Annotated in this window: 15 protein-coding genes and 1 tRNA gene; 4 read left to right on the plus strand and 12 right to left on the minus strand. The window is 40.7% G+C overall.

Annotation, left to right across the window (positions count from 1 at the left end; all coding sequences use genetic code 11):
* Positions 1 to 39 precede the first annotated feature (39 nt).
* A complete protein-coding gene (locus AB4Z08_RS28355) occupies positions 40 to 783 on the plus strand; it encodes a hypothetical protein (RefSeq protein ID WP_441577163.1) in 744 nt (247 codons plus the stop codon).
* Positions 784 to 1,131: 348 nt separating this feature from the next.
* Here the strand turns inward: AB4Z08_RS28355 and AB4Z08_RS28360 are convergent, their stop codons facing one another.
* From AB4Z08_RS28360 to AB4Z08_RS28380, 5 genes are all read right to left on the minus strand, one after another.
* Positions 1,132 to 2,679 (minus strand): M20/M25/M40 family metallo-hydrolase, encoded by a 1,548-nt coding sequence (locus AB4Z08_RS28360; RefSeq protein WP_441577164.1) that lies wholly within the window; start codon positions 2,677 to 2,679, stop codon positions 1,132 to 1,134.
* Positions 2,680 to 3,165: 486 nt separating this feature from the next.
* On the minus strand, positions 3,166 to 3,522 hold the full coding sequence (locus AB4Z08_RS28365) for a hypothetical protein (RefSeq protein ID WP_441577165.1): 357 nt from the start codon (positions 3,520 to 3,522) through the stop codon (positions 3,166 to 3,168).
* Positions 3,510 to 5,219: a hypothetical protein gene (locus tag AB4Z08_RS28370; protein ID WP_441577166.1), complete on the minus strand. Its 1,710-nt coding sequence runs from the start codon at positions 5,217 to 5,219 to the stop codon at positions 3,510 to 3,512. Before AB4Z08_RS28370 ends, AB4Z08_RS28365 begins: the two co-directional genes overlap by 13 nt.
* Positions 5,212 to 5,952 (minus strand): hypothetical protein, encoded by a 741-nt coding sequence (locus tag AB4Z08_RS28375; protein ID WP_441577167.1) that lies wholly within the window; start codon positions 5,950 to 5,952, stop codon positions 5,212 to 5,214. Before AB4Z08_RS28375 ends, AB4Z08_RS28370 begins: the two co-directional genes overlap by 8 nt.
* A 653-nt stretch (positions 5,953 to 6,605) precedes the next feature.
* The gene (locus tag AB4Z08_RS28380; protein WP_441577168.1) at positions 6,606 to 7,604 is read right to left on the minus strand and encodes a sensor histidine kinase; all 999 of its coding nucleotides are present in this window, start codon (positions 7,602 to 7,604) and stop codon (positions 6,606 to 6,608) included.
* Positions 7,605 to 7,945: 341 nt separating this feature from the next.
* On the opposite strand from AB4Z08_RS28380, the gene AB4Z08_RS28385 reads away from it, so the two are divergent.
* On the plus strand, positions 7,946 to 8,179 hold the full coding sequence (locus tag AB4Z08_RS28385; protein WP_441577169.1) for a helix-turn-helix domain-containing protein: 234 nt from the start codon (positions 7,946 to 7,948) through the stop codon (positions 8,177 to 8,179).
* Between the two features lie 102 nt (positions 8,180 to 8,281).
* Here the strand turns inward: AB4Z08_RS28385 and AB4Z08_RS28390 are convergent, their stop codons facing one another.
* Together AB4Z08_RS28390 and AB4Z08_RS28395 are read right to left on the minus strand one after the other, a co-directional pair.
* Positions 8,282 to 8,530 (minus strand): hypothetical protein, encoded by a 249-nt coding sequence (locus tag AB4Z08_RS28390; RefSeq protein WP_441577170.1) that lies wholly within the window; start codon positions 8,528 to 8,530, stop codon positions 8,282 to 8,284.
* 453 nt (positions 8,531 to 8,983) lie between these two features.
* Positions 8,984 to 10,036: a DUF2167 domain-containing protein gene (locus AB4Z08_RS28395; RefSeq protein WP_441577171.1), complete on the minus strand. Its 1,053-nt coding sequence runs from the start codon at positions 10,034 to 10,036 to the stop codon at positions 8,984 to 8,986.
* 250 nt (positions 10,037 to 10,286) lie between these two features.
* Between AB4Z08_RS28395 and AB4Z08_RS28400 the strand changes: the two genes are divergently transcribed.
* On the plus strand, positions 10,287 to 10,634 hold the full coding sequence (locus AB4Z08_RS28400) for a 4Fe-4S binding protein (protein WP_441577172.1): 348 nt from the start codon (positions 10,287 to 10,289) through the stop codon (positions 10,632 to 10,634).
* Between the two features lie 785 nt (positions 10,635 to 11,419).
* Here the strand turns inward: AB4Z08_RS28400 and AB4Z08_RS28405 are convergent.
* The 3 genes from AB4Z08_RS28405 to AB4Z08_RS28415 form a co-directional block, all read right to left on the minus strand.
* Positions 11,420 to 12,217, minus strand: coding sequence for a hypothetical protein (locus AB4Z08_RS28405; protein ID WP_441577173.1), 798 nt, complete (start codon positions 12,215 to 12,217; stop codon positions 11,420 to 11,422).
* A 284-nt stretch (positions 12,218 to 12,501) separates the two neighbouring features.
* Positions 12,502 to 12,585, minus strand: a tRNA-Leu gene (locus AB4Z08_RS28410).
* A gap of 84 nt (positions 12,586 to 12,669) precedes the next feature.
* Positions 12,670 to 13,074, minus strand: coding sequence for a carbohydrate-binding protein (locus AB4Z08_RS28415; RefSeq protein WP_441577174.1), 405 nt, complete (start codon positions 13,072 to 13,074; stop codon positions 12,670 to 12,672).
* Between the two features lie 248 nt (positions 13,075 to 13,322).
* Between AB4Z08_RS28415 and AB4Z08_RS28420 the strand changes: the two genes are divergently transcribed.
* Positions 13,323 to 14,378: an AOC03_06830 family ribosome hibernation factor gene (locus AB4Z08_RS28420; RefSeq protein ID WP_441577175.1), complete on the plus strand. Its 1,056-nt coding sequence runs from the start codon at positions 13,323 to 13,325 to the stop codon at positions 14,376 to 14,378.
* A gap of 79 nt (positions 14,379 to 14,457) precedes the next feature.
* Here the strand turns inward: AB4Z08_RS28420 and AB4Z08_RS28425 are convergent, their stop codons facing one another.
* Together AB4Z08_RS28425 and AB4Z08_RS28430 are read right to left on the minus strand one after the other, a co-directional pair.
* Positions 14,458 to 15,525: a glycoside hydrolase family 76 protein gene (locus tag AB4Z08_RS28425; RefSeq protein ID WP_441577176.1), complete on the minus strand. Its 1,068-nt coding sequence runs from the start codon at positions 15,523 to 15,525 to the stop codon at positions 14,458 to 14,460.
* 14 nt (positions 15,526 to 15,539) lie between these two features.
* Positions 15,540 to 16,685 (minus strand): glycoside hydrolase family 76 protein, encoded by a 1,146-nt coding sequence (locus AB4Z08_RS28430; protein WP_441577177.1) that lies wholly within the window; start codon positions 16,683 to 16,685, stop codon positions 15,540 to 15,542.
* Positions 16,686 to 16,690: the final 5 nt, after the last annotated feature.

Below are 16,690 nucleotides of genomic sequence, written 5' to 3' on the forward strand. Positions count from 1 at the left end.
CGAATTATGTTATATTTATAGTAATCAAAATAATCTCCCATGGCAAAACAAATGTCTATCCTTCCCTTTACGGGAAAACTCGGTCCTCTCATTGGGTATAAGCGCAATGGCCAATACTTTCTGCGCTCCATGCCTCAAAGCGTGCAGCAAACGGCTGCTACCCGTCGCGCATCCCGCCGCTTTGGCATCGCCAGTAGAAAAGGCGCTTTTATCCGTAAGGCTTTTTACGGCAACCTGGATATCCATTGTGACGGCGGCCACATCAATCGGCTCAACAGGCTGCTCATTGCTGCCGGCGATCATCACGAGGCTCTAACAGGCTTCCGCTTCAATCAGCATACAGGAGTAGATCGTTTCTTTCCGGTGGCTCCCCGGCTCTTGAATAACGGGATATTAAATATTCCCGCACAAACCATCGACGGGTATAAAGGTATGGCTGCCCTCGAAGTAAAAGTGATCGCAACGCGTATTGATTTTAAATCACGCCAGGTGGCGGGAAGCGAAACGGTTACGCTCATGATAGATACGGATACCACTTTCCAGGAAACAAATGTTTCACTCGATGTACCCGGGCAAGGCTCACTGGTAGTAGTTTTCCAGGTAAGAGCGATGTACAAGGATGGCCCATCGCGCAGCAGACAATATACGGCCGCCGATATCATTGCAGTGGCAGCGCCACAAGTACCCAAATATGCTAAAAAACGTACTCCCCCAAAGCGGACGATATTGCCTTCCCTTCTTACCTATACACACGCATATCCAGCTGTTATTCAACTGGAATAAAGCGATCTTGCCCACGGAGATATTTTGATAAATAAACCCCTTATACCTGCTTCCTTTTAATAGTATTCTCTTCTCACAGCTACAGCCTTAATACTGAAGCAGCTTTGCTATGGCCAGTGCTGACCTCCATCCGTCTTCTGATGCAATTTCATAGGGATTATACATCCGGACGTCATCCCCGCATCAAGTCCACCTCTACTGCAATGCTACTATAGGCACTTAGCGGGTGCTAGGCATAGGCTCGACGGAGCCTACATAATGAAAATGCATGTTGCAGGTAATGAGTTCTATGGGATTCATCGGAATTTTGAAACCCCTTCTTTGTTATTCGAAAAATACCGCTGCCATTTACAACGGATAATCGAGGTCAAATAAAAATCTCCCCGGCTGTGGTAATGGTTTACGCGGCAGCTTATCATTACGCATAGCGGCATTATAGATAAAAGCGGCTACGATAATGGCAGATTGCTGAAGGTCTTGTACAGCCAGGTGATCATAAGTATCCATATTGGTATGATGTGTTCTGGTTTCATATTCCAATGGGTCCTGAATGAACTGAAAACCAGGTATACCTACAGCCTCGAAGGACAAATGATCTGTACTGCCGGTGTTGCTTCTGGTGATACCGGTAGCACCGAGGTCGGCAAAAGGCTGTAGCCAACTACGAAAAACGGGACCGGTGGCATCATTATTCTGCAGATAGATTCCCCTGATTTTTCCTGTGCCGTTATCAAGATTAAAATAAGCAGAAACCTGCTGCTGCTCCGGTGACAACTTCATATCAGCGGGATTACCATAATGATTTTTCACATAATTAAAAGAGCCCAGTACCCCTTGTTCTTCTCCTCCCCATAGTGCAATACGTATGCTGCGTCTGGGTTGTACGCCCAATGATTGTAATATCCGGATGGCTTCCATCATTACTGCGCAGCCAGCGCCATTATCTGTAGCACCTGTGCCGCTATGCCAGGAATCCAGGTGTGCGCCTATAATGACTACTTCGTTTTTTAGTACCGGATCTGTTCCGGGGATATCTGCTACAACATTATGGCCCTTGAGCTCATCGGTATACCATTGATTGCGGATATCCATTTCCAGGCTCACTGGTACGGATGAACGAAGTAAACGTCTGAAACGGAGATAATCTTCCCTGGATATTACCACTTCGGGTAAAGGCAGCTCATACCCTTTTACATAGCCACTTCTGCCACTTACTTCCATGGTGCCATCTCTCCCGTTAGGAGACATCGTTATCAAAGCCAGGGCGCCTTTTGCTGCGAGGTATTTCTTTACAGCGGCCTGCTTCCTGACTATTTCCAGGTAGTGTACTACTTCTTCGCGGCTCTCTATCATGTATTTATCCGGTAAATTATTCAGTACGCTATCCGGATAACGGTAAAGTATATGAACTGGTCGCAGCAAAGTATCATTTGTATTTTCTATTATGATCTTTCCTTTCACGGCCGCTCCCAATCGATCAATAGTCGCAATAGAAAGACTGTCCAGTAAAATAACCTTACCTGTTACCAGTCCCTTTGTGCTACTGCTCCAGGCTTTGGGATAGGCGATCAATGGCTGATAGTAAGGTGTTTTTAAAGCCACATAAGCATGTTCTGTACTCCAGCCTTTACCAAACTGCCCCCATGGTTCCAGTGCTGCATTCTTTAACCCCCATTGCTGTAGGGTTTGTACGGCCCATTTACTGGCCCTTCTGTAACCTGGAGAATTCGTGAGCCGCGGACCCGCTATATCTGTCAGATGGTACGCAATATCCGCTACCTGTGAGTGTTCGAGTCCTTCTGTACGGATCTTCTGCATCATGGATAAGTCTACCTGTTCTTGTTGGGCAAACAATGCTGTTGGCAGCAATAGGATAAAAACAAACATTTTTTTCATACACGGAGGGTTAGATGTATGTATAAATATAGCTAAATGGGAGTATATAAAACGCCTGATTAGTTATAGACGGATGAAAACTGCGGTATTTTCACAGCAAATACGTCCTGAATGTTTTGTCTTTTTAAGGTTTAGAGATAAGTCGTATCTATCAATTTATAAAGTGGTAAATATTTTTTCACTGATAACAGCATTGCATATTAAAATGGTGAGTTGTTAATACCATATGGGAGGATATTTGATCTTTTAGGTATAGAAGGAAACGTGTAGTAATTTATTGTTCCATAAAAAATGGTCAGACGTTCTTCAATTTGATACTGCCTGACTCAACGAAGCCGTCAAGCTAATATCCATGCCAGCCAAAGGTTTTACCCCAAAATAAAAATGGACAAACCTAAGTTTGTCCATTTTAGTGCTCAGAGCTGGATTCTTAATCTATTCTGAGTGAATATGTTGTGAGTTACTTATGTCAATTGCATGTCGCAATTACGTTAGTACATTTTTTACGTCGAGAAATGAAATGGGTTTTTTGAGTATTTTGATATCACCGAGATTATGCTCCTCTATCTTTTGATTCACATTGTCAGATCCTGTAATGATAATAATATTTTTTGCATCAAAAGATGGCAAAATACTTCTTATAAATGCATACCCATCTTGCGTACTTGATTTCTGCAAACTAATATCCACAAAGATTTTATCAAATACTAATAGATCTCCAGGAAGATCTTGCGTCTTTGAATAATTCTCTATAATTATATTACCGTCGTAATATTTAGCATTTAGGTAATCAAATGCTCCTTTAATGTTATTGTAATCATCTTCCAATACTAAAATGCGCATAGTGGGAATTCTAAAAGAATAATAAAAGTTCGATCTTTTGTATTAACGGTACAATTTAAATTGATACTCATTTGTTTACAAATATCTTTCATTAAATACAAACCTTTACTTTCCATTTTAAAAATATTTGTATTCTCCTCTGAATTTATGTAATTTTTGGCTTTTATTACATCACTCATTATTCCTTCTTTAAAATTATTTTGAAAGGCTGCAACTAAGTGGGTTTCTGTGATATTATATGTTATAGAACATGTCCCATCATTATATTTATACATATTATTTACAATATCAGATAATAAAAGCTCCAAGCCTCTCAAACTTACATTGACTAATAAATTCGGTGTTTCGGCAGCTGCCTCCTCCTTTATAGCCACCTTAAGGTAGTAATCATTCGTGATTCTATGTGTGAATTTATATATGAAATCTATTTTCTGTGTTTTAATATCTGAAGAGACGTTATAAGGGTTCTGCTTGTTATTGAGAACATGTGACGTCCTAGTAAGAATTTCCTTTAATGAAGAGATAGCTTTTACCCTCTCCGCTGACATAATATGAGCAAGGGTATCTGCTTGATCATCAGAAATAGGCCCAAAGGTTTTTGTATCCTCTGCTATATCCAAATAGTTCTTTATCGGGCTGAGCTTATTTCTAACAAAATGAACAGCACTTATAGTCCTCAGTACGTAGCGATACCCTCCTTTGATTCCTCGCAATTGCGATTTTTTTTCTTGCCTAATTGCCTGTTCAACTTGAAGGTGCTTTTCAAATTGATTGAATGCAGGAACTAAGCAAGGCTTCAATAAAACATTATCCCTAATTAAATTGGAAAAATTAACAATATGTTTAGTAGGCTCAAATTTGAGTATATATATGTTGTATGAATCGTTATTCTTTTTTATCGGAATAATTATATTGCCAGATAGATCGTCATTATCAATATTAATTTTCCAATTGCTAAAGATTTTCTCTGCAGTTACTGATTTTGCAAATTCCCCGGGATCGTTAATTATCATTTTACTTCCAAATTGGCTACCTCCAATAATTGTACTTGTCAACTTCCTTGTACTAAATATTATGCGATATATTCCTTTTACCTGTCCAATTTCGATAAGTTTAGATGTATTTATTTTCTTTAAAAATTCAGAATAAACAATAGTAGCCTTGTTAAAGTAACTGCTGGATAAGTAAATCTCACTCATCTCTTCATGAAATGTGTGAATATAATTTTGAACATCAATCCTAATGCTCTCAAAGTACTTTATTAGTGTTGTAATACATATAGCAAAAACTTCGGAGAAATTTGGATTCCTCTTATAACATATTGAAATTGTAAACAACTGTAATATAATTAATAGTATATAGGACTTCTTTCTGCCAGAGAAATTCGGACTATTGATTAGAGGGATTAACAGAAAAATCGCTTCTGGCAGTGTACTATCGAAGTTTCCATACAATACAAATATGATGAAAGTCTGATCTACAATCAACCTAAGTGTGTCATATTTATTTAAGGATGTAAAGCGAAGTGGGATTATAATAATAAGATACAGTGCTATTGAAAACCAGTAGTATTCTACTGGAAAATATAAGAATGTGCGTGCATTTAATACAATGATTGCTAAAAGCAGTAATATTATTCTATACAGAAAACTGTATAAAACTCTAATTATTCTGTCAAGATTAAGCAGCTCACTCATAAATCTTTATTTTCTTTAGTAAAGAGTCAAAAATAAATTTGGTAATAATTAAAAGTTTGAAAGCTGTCCCGAAACCTAATAAAAGCACGCCTAAAGCTCCAATAGGCTTTATTTTGAAATCGGAATCAACTTCGAATAATTTTAAAAAAACATTACACGTATGATTTAGAAGGAAATTATCAGATATTGGCATGTATTCGAGAGAAAAAATACTTGGCCATATAGTACCAGGGTTTGGTAACAATATAATTATTTGTATAACTAGGATAACAAGAAGTAAAATAATCATATAACTTATAGAGTTTAATGCTCTATAGTATAAAACCTTCAATAAGCACCAGGGGTTGAAATACCAGTACGTACTACCTTGCACTCCTTGGATTTTCAATCTAAACTCCGTTTTCGCGAACTGATCCCATAAATCATCAAAATGACGCTTTCTCAAATTTCTCCTTAAATACTTTAAGAGTCCTAACTGTTCATCAACAGTCAACAATACCAATAGAGATGTAATTTTTGTTTTGTCTAATGTATCGTAACCATAAGTTTTGTCTTCAATGGAATCCAAATAAAGAATTATAAACTTCTTTACATACAAATAGAGGTCTCTTTTCAGGCCTTCATTAGACAATACCGCTATTAAATTATACAAAATTGAGGCTCTATCTGCTAAATTGTTATTAGTGTTCTCCACTTCAGCCAGCTGTTGAGCCAGGTACAAGGAAATATCCATAATATGAATTGGGCATCAAATGCCACATTATTTAAATATTATCGCAAAATTGGTTGACAGCCATTGCGAGATGGCAGACTCTAAATTAGGTTTTTTTGAGGTCCTAGGGAAAATTTTAACTAACCTTCTTTAAATGCGAATTTTGCTACTTAGAGAAAACTTCAATAGTGCATTTTTTGTAGGTTGGCTGGAAGTTATTAAAATGCTATTTGTAGTGATTGTGAAAAACTTAGGCGTCTTTTGCGGCATCAGCAAGTTGTATGGTTGTTACACAAACACCTGAAAAGTTGTCGCCAAAGTTGGCACTTTTGTGATAGATAATCGCTCGGAACTCGCGATTATCTATCTTCAAATCCGGAAAATAATTATAATGAAATCGGCAGGCCGATAGCCTGCCGATCTTAAATAACCCAATATTAAGTTACGATTCTATAAACTGAACAATGCGACTTTGAAACCACGCATTTATTTCAGCAGCCACCTTTTTCATCATCGCTTTTTCAGCATTACTTAACGTGGTTGTCCCTCTGGAATCCTTATCCCAATCATTAATTAGCCTCATTTTCCGGTAGAAAGTTGGGGTACTCCAATTGTACTCCTCACACATTCTTTCCCTGAATAAAACCGGAGTTCTGGTAAAAACGCCGTGTAGGTCAGAAAGACAATTTGGATGCTTGCTTATCATGATTTTCAAGTTTGACTGATGAAAAAGGAAGGATGACTGAAAAAACAGTGATACCTCTTTTGCTTCGAACCTCGATATTCCCACCTAATAAATCAGTGTACTGTTTGCTCAAGTATAACCCCAACCCTATGCCGGATTTGCCATTTTCTAATGTCTGATAAGGCTCAAAAATGTTCTGGAGCTTCGCTTTGGGAATTGTTTCTCCACGACTAATTACCTTTAGAATTATCTTCTCCCCATAGACATGAGCGCGGGCAATGATGCAGCTTTCTGGCTGGGCATATTTAAAAGCATTGAGTAAAAGATTGGAAAATACCTGACGTAGCTTTACAAAATCAATTACGCCTACGGTACCGGGTCGCATAAAAACATCCCGCTCAATCCGAACATTTTGAAGGTTACTAAGTACATAAAAAGAATCTATACAGGAATGGATAAACGGTTCCACTAACATTTCTTCCTTCAAGATTTTCAAATTACCATTCGCAGCAACAGACGAGGCAATCATATTTTCATATACTGCCGTTGCATTCAGGACTATCATTTTAGTATAGTCAAAATAGGCAGCCGCTTCTTCTGAGAAGGCACCATCAGGCTGTTTATGTGAATCGACAGCATCCAACGCCTGAGTTATTCCGGCAAGCTGCCCCTTTAGTTCATGACCCAGCAAACCGATAAAGTACCTGGTGGATGATTCAGAAAATGCTTTTCCATTCTGAGATATGTAACACGCTTCCATGAATCGCTCCAATTCCTCTCTGAACCAAATATAATTCAAGGGATCTGGCGCATTGCTGATTAAAATACGGCTTAGCCAGTCGTCAAAGGTTTTTCTAATCTCCGGTAATGGAAAATCGTCTATGAAGGTTTTCACCACTGTTTCCGGGTTAGAAATTTCACTTTTAGTTAATCGGAATGGCTGCCGATGCCATTCAGGATACAGCGTTGATGAAGTTTGGTTTCTCATGGTTTTATAATTTCGATAATGAAGAGTATGAGCAAATCACTCCCTATCGGTCAATGTCCGATGTAGCAATTCCCTGTTTTGTGATGAAGAAATTTTAAAAGCTGACCTTGTGGAAAGTGGAGGGGAAACAAATAAGAGCAGCTGCTAATTCTCTGCTATTAAGCCTGCAGGAAGCCAGACTAAAATACCGCAAGAATACTCATCTTGCAATATGGTCCACTGACTAAAGTCATAAACATATGGTTTTATGCATAAGTGAATTGTTGTCTCAGTGCTAATTTAGTTAAAATAATGACATATTCGTCATTAATGATAAAATATTTTCTCGCCATCTTGTACTCATGGTGACGCAAATAAGAGACAACAAACTAATAAAGGGAATTGCCGCTGTCCTAAAGGATCTACGGGAACAGAAAGGCGTAAGCCAGGAAGAAGTTTATAATGATACCAACATCCATGTTGGCAGAATTGAAACGGCAAAGGCCAACCCTACTGTTAGCACTATTTCCGCAATGTGCAAATACTTCGGATTAACATTGTCTGACTTCTATAAAAAAGTAGAAGGGCATTTATAAAATCCCCACCTACTTTATATCAATTCAATCCTGAATCGTCTTCCAATTACCATCCGATAATATTATTAAATAAACACGAAATATTCGTTTTCTTCGAAACGTTTATTTGTTCGATGATTTTGTCAACCCATAAAAACATACCAACAACACCGCTCCGCCCAGGAAACGCCCACCATTACTATAACCTGCAATATTATGGAAACTGTTAGAAGAAGCAGGGAAAAATAAATCAATAATAAAACCACTACTCCCCAGTAAGATCAACACAATACCTACAAATAAAATAGAAAATTTAAGAACTTTATTTTGCTTGAATCCACTGGGATCACTATCGGTAAACTTAATTTTCATGATTAAAAATTAGACGCTATTAAGTAAGTTTTCAGGAAATATTATGCTGCTATCTATAGGTATTCGATAAGGTGAAGCTAATACAAATTATGAATCGGGCCTTCCCGAAAATAAAAATGGACAAACCTAAGTTTGTCCATTCTCGTGCACCGGAGTGTAGTTTTCTCGAACCACTTCTACATAAATGGCTTTTTCTTTTCATCCGCATCATCTTTCCGCGGCTGTGTCTTTTGCCAGTGAAAAGAAAGATTACACCTATCACTGGTAGCCAGCTATGTTTTGGTAAAACCAAAACCAGTAGCTCTCCACATGCTATCGCATTCAGCATTGCCTAGCATATCCGCAATCACGGCAAATACCTTATCAAACGGATGGAGGCCATCATACGTCTTTAAACAGTAAGGGCATCTCCCGAAAGAAATGCCCTTATTAAAATTTCCATTCTTTATTTTATCATGGTTTATCTTCCGGTTGCTGTTCTTCTCCCGGGGGATGGGTATGCTCAGGGGAGTCTTCTGCTGCCACTTCTTCTTTATGCTCTTCTTCGCTGACTGTGTTAAAAGCTACCATTTCCTTTTCTTCTTTTCTGCGGCTGAACAGGCGTTTGAAAAATGCGATCAACGCCATAAAGCCCAGTGCGATGAACTTCCAGCCGGCCGCGAGGTATTTCAGGATAATGGCAAAGAAACCGACTTTAGCCAGTACCTTACCGGCTACAAGTCCGCCGATAGACCATGCCGCCACGTTATCTACTTTAGGATCGAAATCGAAATAGGTGTTACCATCCGTGAAAGTAGCCATGTGCAATACTTTGTTGATATCGGCTTTTACCACCGACAGCTCGCTGATTTTGCAAACCGCGTTCAGGGATAAAACACCATGTCTGCCCAGAATACGGATCTCGTAGTTCAACGTATGGGCGCCTTCCTGGTCATCGAAACGGATTTCCTTAGCCCAGTGCAATACTTTGTTCTGCTTGTCATAAAAAGGCTGCTGCGCCCATCCAATCAGGTGGATACCGGCATAGCCTTGTTTGATCCGTTCTTCATTGGATGCCTGCTCTCCTTCCTGGAGATTCTTCATCATCTCTTTGTAATCAATCTTTTCCGCGTCATCATCTTTTACATAGCCGATGTCTTCATATTCCACTACAAAAGCGTAGCTGCTATCGGCAAAAGGATCAGAACCTTCTGGAAAAATCATCCCTAGCGTATTGTTGGAATTCTCCGGCGGATTACCCCAAAGGGTGGTCAGCACATACTGGCTCTGCTTCTTATTCAGGAACTTAAATCCAGCCGGCACAGTTATTTCCGCTTTACCACCTTCCAGTTTGATGGTACCGGTTTCATAGTGCTGCGCTTTTTTAATGGAATCCACATAGTTATCCATCTCCCTTTGAAAGATCTTTGTAGAATCTTCTGTGGGGTTAATGGCAAAGGCAGTGGGGACCGCGGACAGGTGCAGGGTTACAAACAGGCATCCTGCCAGGTACAAGTACTTCAACATAGGTAATTTGTGTTTACGCGGCTAAATTGCAACAAATAATTTGAATACAGAAACAGCCGTCCCATATTACAACTAATGTGGGACGGGGTTACATGGATTTACACAAGATAAGATTTAATATTTTTTCCGTTGCTTCAATGCAGCATTATGACCCACATTTGAGATAATAAACTATTTTTCTCCTAATTTTATCACCTTATTGGTTATTATTATATAATGAAGCATAGAAAGCTTCCAAATTAAAATTACTATGGCTATTAAAATTACAGATGAATGTATTTTCTGTGCAGCTTGTGAATCGGAATGTCCGAATAACGCGATCTATGAGGGTGGCGTAGAATGGGCAATAGCTGATGGCACAGCGGTTAAAGGTGATTTTGTGTTGATGGACAGATCTATTATTGATGCCAGCCAGCGCAATGCTCCCTTGGCTACCGATCTGTATTATATTGTTCCAGATAAATGTACAGAGTGTCAGGGATTTCATGAGGAACCTCAATGTGCAGTTGCATGTCCGGTAGACTGTTGTGTACCAGACGAAATGTGCCAGGAGTCTGAAGAAGAACTGCTGGCGAAGAAAGATAAATTACATCTTTAATCAGAAAGCATAAAGAATTATCGGTAATTGTTCGTCAGACACAAATCGCTGGCACGCATACCGAACCTAAATGGGGAGAAAAGGCTAATTGCCTTTTCTCCCCATTGCAATTGTAAAATTAAATTTTAACCGTCATGTAACGGAATATTTAGGGAATGCGTCTCCCAATCATGAATGTTGACATAGACTATTATAAGGAAAAACTGAGGCCCTTTTTGTAAAAATCTCGGTTCGAGGTTCCTGATGCTTTCGTAGTTTTACCCTCTAAGTAATAAATAATTATTAGTCGTTATTTTAAGTATATGTTTATTATTTTTAGCAAATCTGTGAGATAATTGTTTACTTTCAACTTTGAAAAAAGGTTCTGTAATAATTAGCCACTTGGCTCATATGAATAAGATTAGCAAGTATCAATTATCTTTCCACAGATATGGGAAATCACTTGAATCTATTTTGGGCATGATTCAAAATATACAGTCTGGACGTTGATATTCCCCAAAATAAGAATGGACAAACCTAAGTTTGTCCATTTTCGTGCACCGGAGTGCACTTTTCTCGAACCAAAGGCTACTTCCCGATAGCATGCAGTACAAGTTCAGCTAGTAGACCAAGTGAATTATTATTCTTTTCATCAGCTTAAAATGGATCATCTATATTTTATTTGCTGATGAAAAGAGAGTGTTATTGATAGGCCATTGCCTGATTGCCAGCTATGTTTTGGTAAAACCAAAACTACTAGTTCCTCATGCTATCGCATTCAGAGAATAGTGCATTCACATAGATCACTATACTCTATAGCCTTGCCAATTAGAAGACCAGTATGTAATCATCTCTTTCCAATACGGTATTTCTGCATCGTCCAATCGGATTGTTTCGAGTTGATCCAGTTCATCTATCCCACTTATAATTTCATTATAGTAATATTGGCCTTCTTCTTCATATACTCGATACACAAGACTTAATTCGACAGCAAATTCTCTCAGTAGAAAATGGCGAAGACTCCATCCTGCAATAATCACATCTGATCCACATACGGACAACAATGGTTTGAGGCCCGATTCGGAATGATCCATCAAAAATGTGCGATCCCTGATAGGGAGTAACTTAGGTGCGCTGTTAAACCAATCTGAAAACACCTGACTCTTTTCCTTTTCAAACTCGGGTCGTGGTCCCCAGGACTTTAACCAAATTTTATTTGCCTCTAAAACATCTTGTAAGATAGTGCGGTATGGCCAATCAAGCCTTCTCTCAATACCCGGCTTATCAGCTATCCAATTATAAAAGGCCGGCGGAGTTTCGGCCGTTGGATCGTTTTCATCGATTGCTACACTACGGTTCCGGTTGACTGTATGTAGTATCTTCAGAAACTCCCGATGCTCACTCCCAAATTTTATCGAATACTCCCGCTCTATTTCATTAATCTCCTGATCGTTCAATCCCATCCATTTCGCCCCATACATTATCTTGCTATATTCGGGGCTAAACTCCACGTTTGGACTTTTACTCCATGCAAATTCTGTCGTTTCTTTTATCCAGTAAAGAAAATCGGTAAGGCTCTCAGGGAATGTAATGCCGCTAGTCATAAGTATTTCTAAAGTAAGAGAATTAAATGAGAGAGAGATTTAAATCGGGATAAGATTGCTATAGTTTTTAGATATTGTGATGATTTCGCGCTATTAATTCTTTTAGGCACTCAGTTATAAAGCTAAAGATGGTTTGATTTTCCCCGAAAAACTCGTTTTTAACGGAATCTATTATCGAACCGCTCGACTAAACGAAGCTGTCAAGCTAATATACACGCTGGACGCGGGTTTTGATAAAAATAAAAATGGACAAACCAAGAGCAATCTCGATTTGTCCACCTTCGTGCCCAGAACTGGATTCGAACCAGCACACCCTTGCGGGCGCTGCGACCTGAACACAGTGCGTCTACCAATTTCGCCATCTGGGCAACTGATATCGTGTCAGGGGTTGCAAATATACATACCTATTTCATTCCACCAAAAAAAAATTGAACCTAACGTAAATGGCTATATTAATAATTGTAGATGAAGCCAAAAGAAGTGATACTAAATGGCATGGCGCCTTTTGCTACGAGGTATAAATCATGCACGCCTTCTGCGTGTCGCAGGTTACCCGTTAATTTCAATGCGTAGGTGCTATCACCTGTATAGGGTATTTCCAGTGTCCCGATAATTTTCCCTTTGGGCTTGTCGATTCGGAATTCAATACGCGCATTACTTTTTTTATGTTCAGAGGCGACTTCTACCCGGAAACCAATTTCACCCAGACTTAAATTCACCTGCGCAAAACTCAGATAGCTCCCCTCCTTCATCTGGAATTCTGTTGCCCGATTGCCTTTTTTTGCCGGCGGCACAGCCGTCTGTCCATAAACAGACATGTGCACGAAAGCAAAAAACAGCAATATCATCAGCCTCATAAGGATAGGATAGGTTTCGTCTACTCTTTTTACAGAGGAACAGGAATAGCTGTTCCCGGTGATAAATTAATAATAAATATCATAAAATTAAGGAATTATGTAATATTATAGCAAAATAATAACGTGAACTGATGAAAATCAGCCGAACGAGTGATACTTATCATGAATGGCGCAATGCTTGTATACTACCTTTACCAAACAGTTAAACATTGTATTCAACTGTTTGTTAAGCAATAAAAACGGAAATTATGGAACAAGCATTAATGACACTGAGTCAATACCACGGAGCACCGGCAGTCACCATACTACTCTCTACTCACAGAACTCACCCCGACAATAAACAGGACCCTATCAACCTGAAAAAACTGGTAGCAGAAGCGGAAACCAGGTTATACGACACCTTCGACAAAAGGGAAGTATGGCCCGTACTGGATAAAATCAAGGCCGCTGAACTGGACATCAATCACGACTATAATCTGGATAGCCTCACCATTTTTGCGAACCACGACAGCGTACAGGTGGTGAAACTCCCCGTTCCGGCAACGGACCGTGTAGTGATCAGCGACCGCTTTGAAGTACGACCGCTGCTCAAAGCGTTACAACAACAGGAACATTACTATATCCTCACCATCGCACGCCAGAAAATCAGGCTGCTGGAAGCTTATAACGATACCCTGGTAAGGGAAATACATAATGACGACTTCCCTTTCTCCAACGAATATTACACCAAAGACCCCATGAAATTACAACAGGACGCTATTGTAGATGACCTGCTGAAAGAATATTTCAATGTGGCCGATAAACAATTCAAAAAATATTACCACGAAAATCCGCTCCCCGTGGTACTCTTAGGCGACACCAAAAGTATTGCCTACTACCAGGAGCAAATGGATATCAAAAATATCGTGATGGCCACCGCCGCCGGCAGCTACGATGACACCAGCAGCCACGAAATCCTGAAGGTGACCTTCCCACTGGTACAGCAACACATGGCCGACAAACAAACGGCAGCCCTGTCTGCTATCGGTGAGGCACAATCCAGACAACGCCTGCTGGTAGACCTGGGAGATATTTACCGGGCTGCAGAAGCCGGCGCAGCCGACACACTTTACCTGGAAAAGACCTACTTCCACAATGGTACCATTGAAGACGGCACCATTACGGAATCAGATCAGCCAGGCGCTGAAGATGTTTCTCTGAATATCATCGACAGTGTACTGCAGAAAGGCGGTAAAGTAGTATTCATGGATGAAAATACACTGAATACCTACCAGGGCATTGCACTGGTAACACGATTCTCATAAACGCATGCTTCATATACACAAAACAAAAGCCCGCAGCGAGAACGTTGCGGGCTTGTCTTGTAGCGTGTAGCGTTAAATATTAAATACCAGCCAGTCTTGCGTAGATCTCTATCATCCCCGCCTGTCCCAGCAACTCCTTTTCCGGACGGTTGCCAAGCATATTGGTGATGCTGTCACGATCATTCCACCACACTTTATCTGCGTATTCCTGCATAGCGTTAATATACTTTTTGTTATTATCGGCTTTATACAATGCCTCGTAGCCTCTCAGCAGCACGGCATTAAACCAGTAAGAAGAATGAAAACGACCCTTCCTGAAAAACCGCTGATAGCCTCCTTCAGCAATATGCTGCGCCTCCTTTAAATACTGCACATTTTTAGTGATATGATACAGCTTTACATTGGCTTCCAGCATCGTACCGGTATTATAAGTATAGGCTGCTGAGTCAATCCGGTTGTTCTCCTCAGGTTTCAGGGCATCCCAGTACACACCATCCCCACAACGTAGGTATTTATTTACCCAGCTATACAATAGCTTCGCCGTATCGAGATAGCCTTTTTTATGCGTGGCATCATATAATTGCAGCGCCAATAATATACCCGGACCATTGGAACAGGCATTTTTGGTGGTCTTGTCCCCCTCCTTCCAATACAAACCACCACCACTTACCGTATCATAGCCTGTCATCATAAACTGGTAGATCTCCGCCCCTTTCTCCAGGTACCATTTCTTACCTGTTCTCGTATAGGCGTCCAGGTAAGCGATGCCGATCCATTGGTTGTCATCATAATAACGGTCTTCCCTTCTCTCTTTCACCACATACGATGCATACCCAGGTGCAGGCGGAATCGGATCATAATATTGATTAATCGCCGCTACTACCGGCGACATATACGATTTACCCGGGTTTAATTTCTCCATTTCATTGGCCGCCTGTATCAGCCCGCAAAGGCCCCAGAGGTCGGCATGCAGATTATGATTTTTGGTGCGGTCGCTGGTTTGAATATATAAACCGGTCTTGCGCTCATACAGATACTGGTCCACTGCCTTTTGCAATACTGCTGCCCGCTGCCTGTTGCTCTGGGCGCATAGGCCGCCGGCAACAAGCAAACACCATAAGGTAACAGTCATCTTTTTGCTCCCCATCACTGTAATTTTCGTTACTTGATCAATCCCATACTTTTGAGTTTGGCGGCGGCTTCTATCAACATCGCGCCACTCAGCTGTGTCGTCAGATCACTATTGGGAGCAAGCGTGGTCCAGTCTTTATTAAATAATACCTGCGGACGGGTGGTGCCTTTCAGCCACAACGTTTCTGCATTCAGCTGCAGGAAATTGGCATATTTGGTAACATCCGTACTGCTGATGCTTCCATCTGTAATCAATAACATCAGGTAGCGGACCAGTACCCCTTTGAACAAACCGCCATCACCAGCACCTTCATCCTTCAGGATATTGGCATTGGTAAAACCGCCACCCAGCGTATTGTTGGCTGTTTTCAGCGCATCGTTGAGGTAGCTGGCCTGACCGGTGAGTTTGTATAACTCCACACCAGCACCGATGAAAACGCCCTGGTTATAAGTGAAGTTCCAGTTCTTGGTTACCTGCCCACTGCCATCCTGGTTAATACCGTCCCAAACAAGACCGCTAACAGGATCTACCAGCACACTCTTCTGCCAGTCGTATATTTTCTTTGCCCAGGCGATATCGTCGGCGTTCTGAGTAACCCCGTACATTCTGCAGGCAATAATACAGGCCGGTGCATTGGCTGGCGTATTTTTATAGTTCTTGGATTTGTCTTTATTCCAGTGAATACCACCGCCCCAAACATCATCCCAACCACCTTTGATATCATTCCACAGGATCACCGCTACATCTTTGTAACGCGTATCACCGGTGGCTTCAAAAGCACGCAGACAGGCCAGGTTCATCCATTCCATGTCATCATAAAAGTGGTTAATGTAAGTGCCGCCATTCTTCACTTTCATGCCGGCCAGCAAATCATCCATACGGGATTTAATGGCTGGATCATTTTTACGTATATACGCATCCGTGAGTACATCCAATGCGTGCGCATTAGGCCAGTAATTAAAGGTGGTACCGCCGGTACTGTTCTGATTAAAATATTTTTCCTGGTTCCAGAAGTTACTGATCAACCCCTGGGTAGACGAATCTGCGATCTGCGGCCAGTTATACGCATAACGCGCTTTGCCGGCGCCCGGACCCGGGCCATCATCTACCGGTTCTTTCAAACAGGCAGTGAAGGCCAGGGTGAGCATTAATATAGAATACCGTACTATCTTCATAGCTA

Source organism: Chitinophaga sp. RAB17 (assembly GCF_052114225.1).
Lineage (GTDB): Bacteria > Bacteroidota > Bacteroidia > Chitinophagales > Chitinophagaceae > Chitinophaga.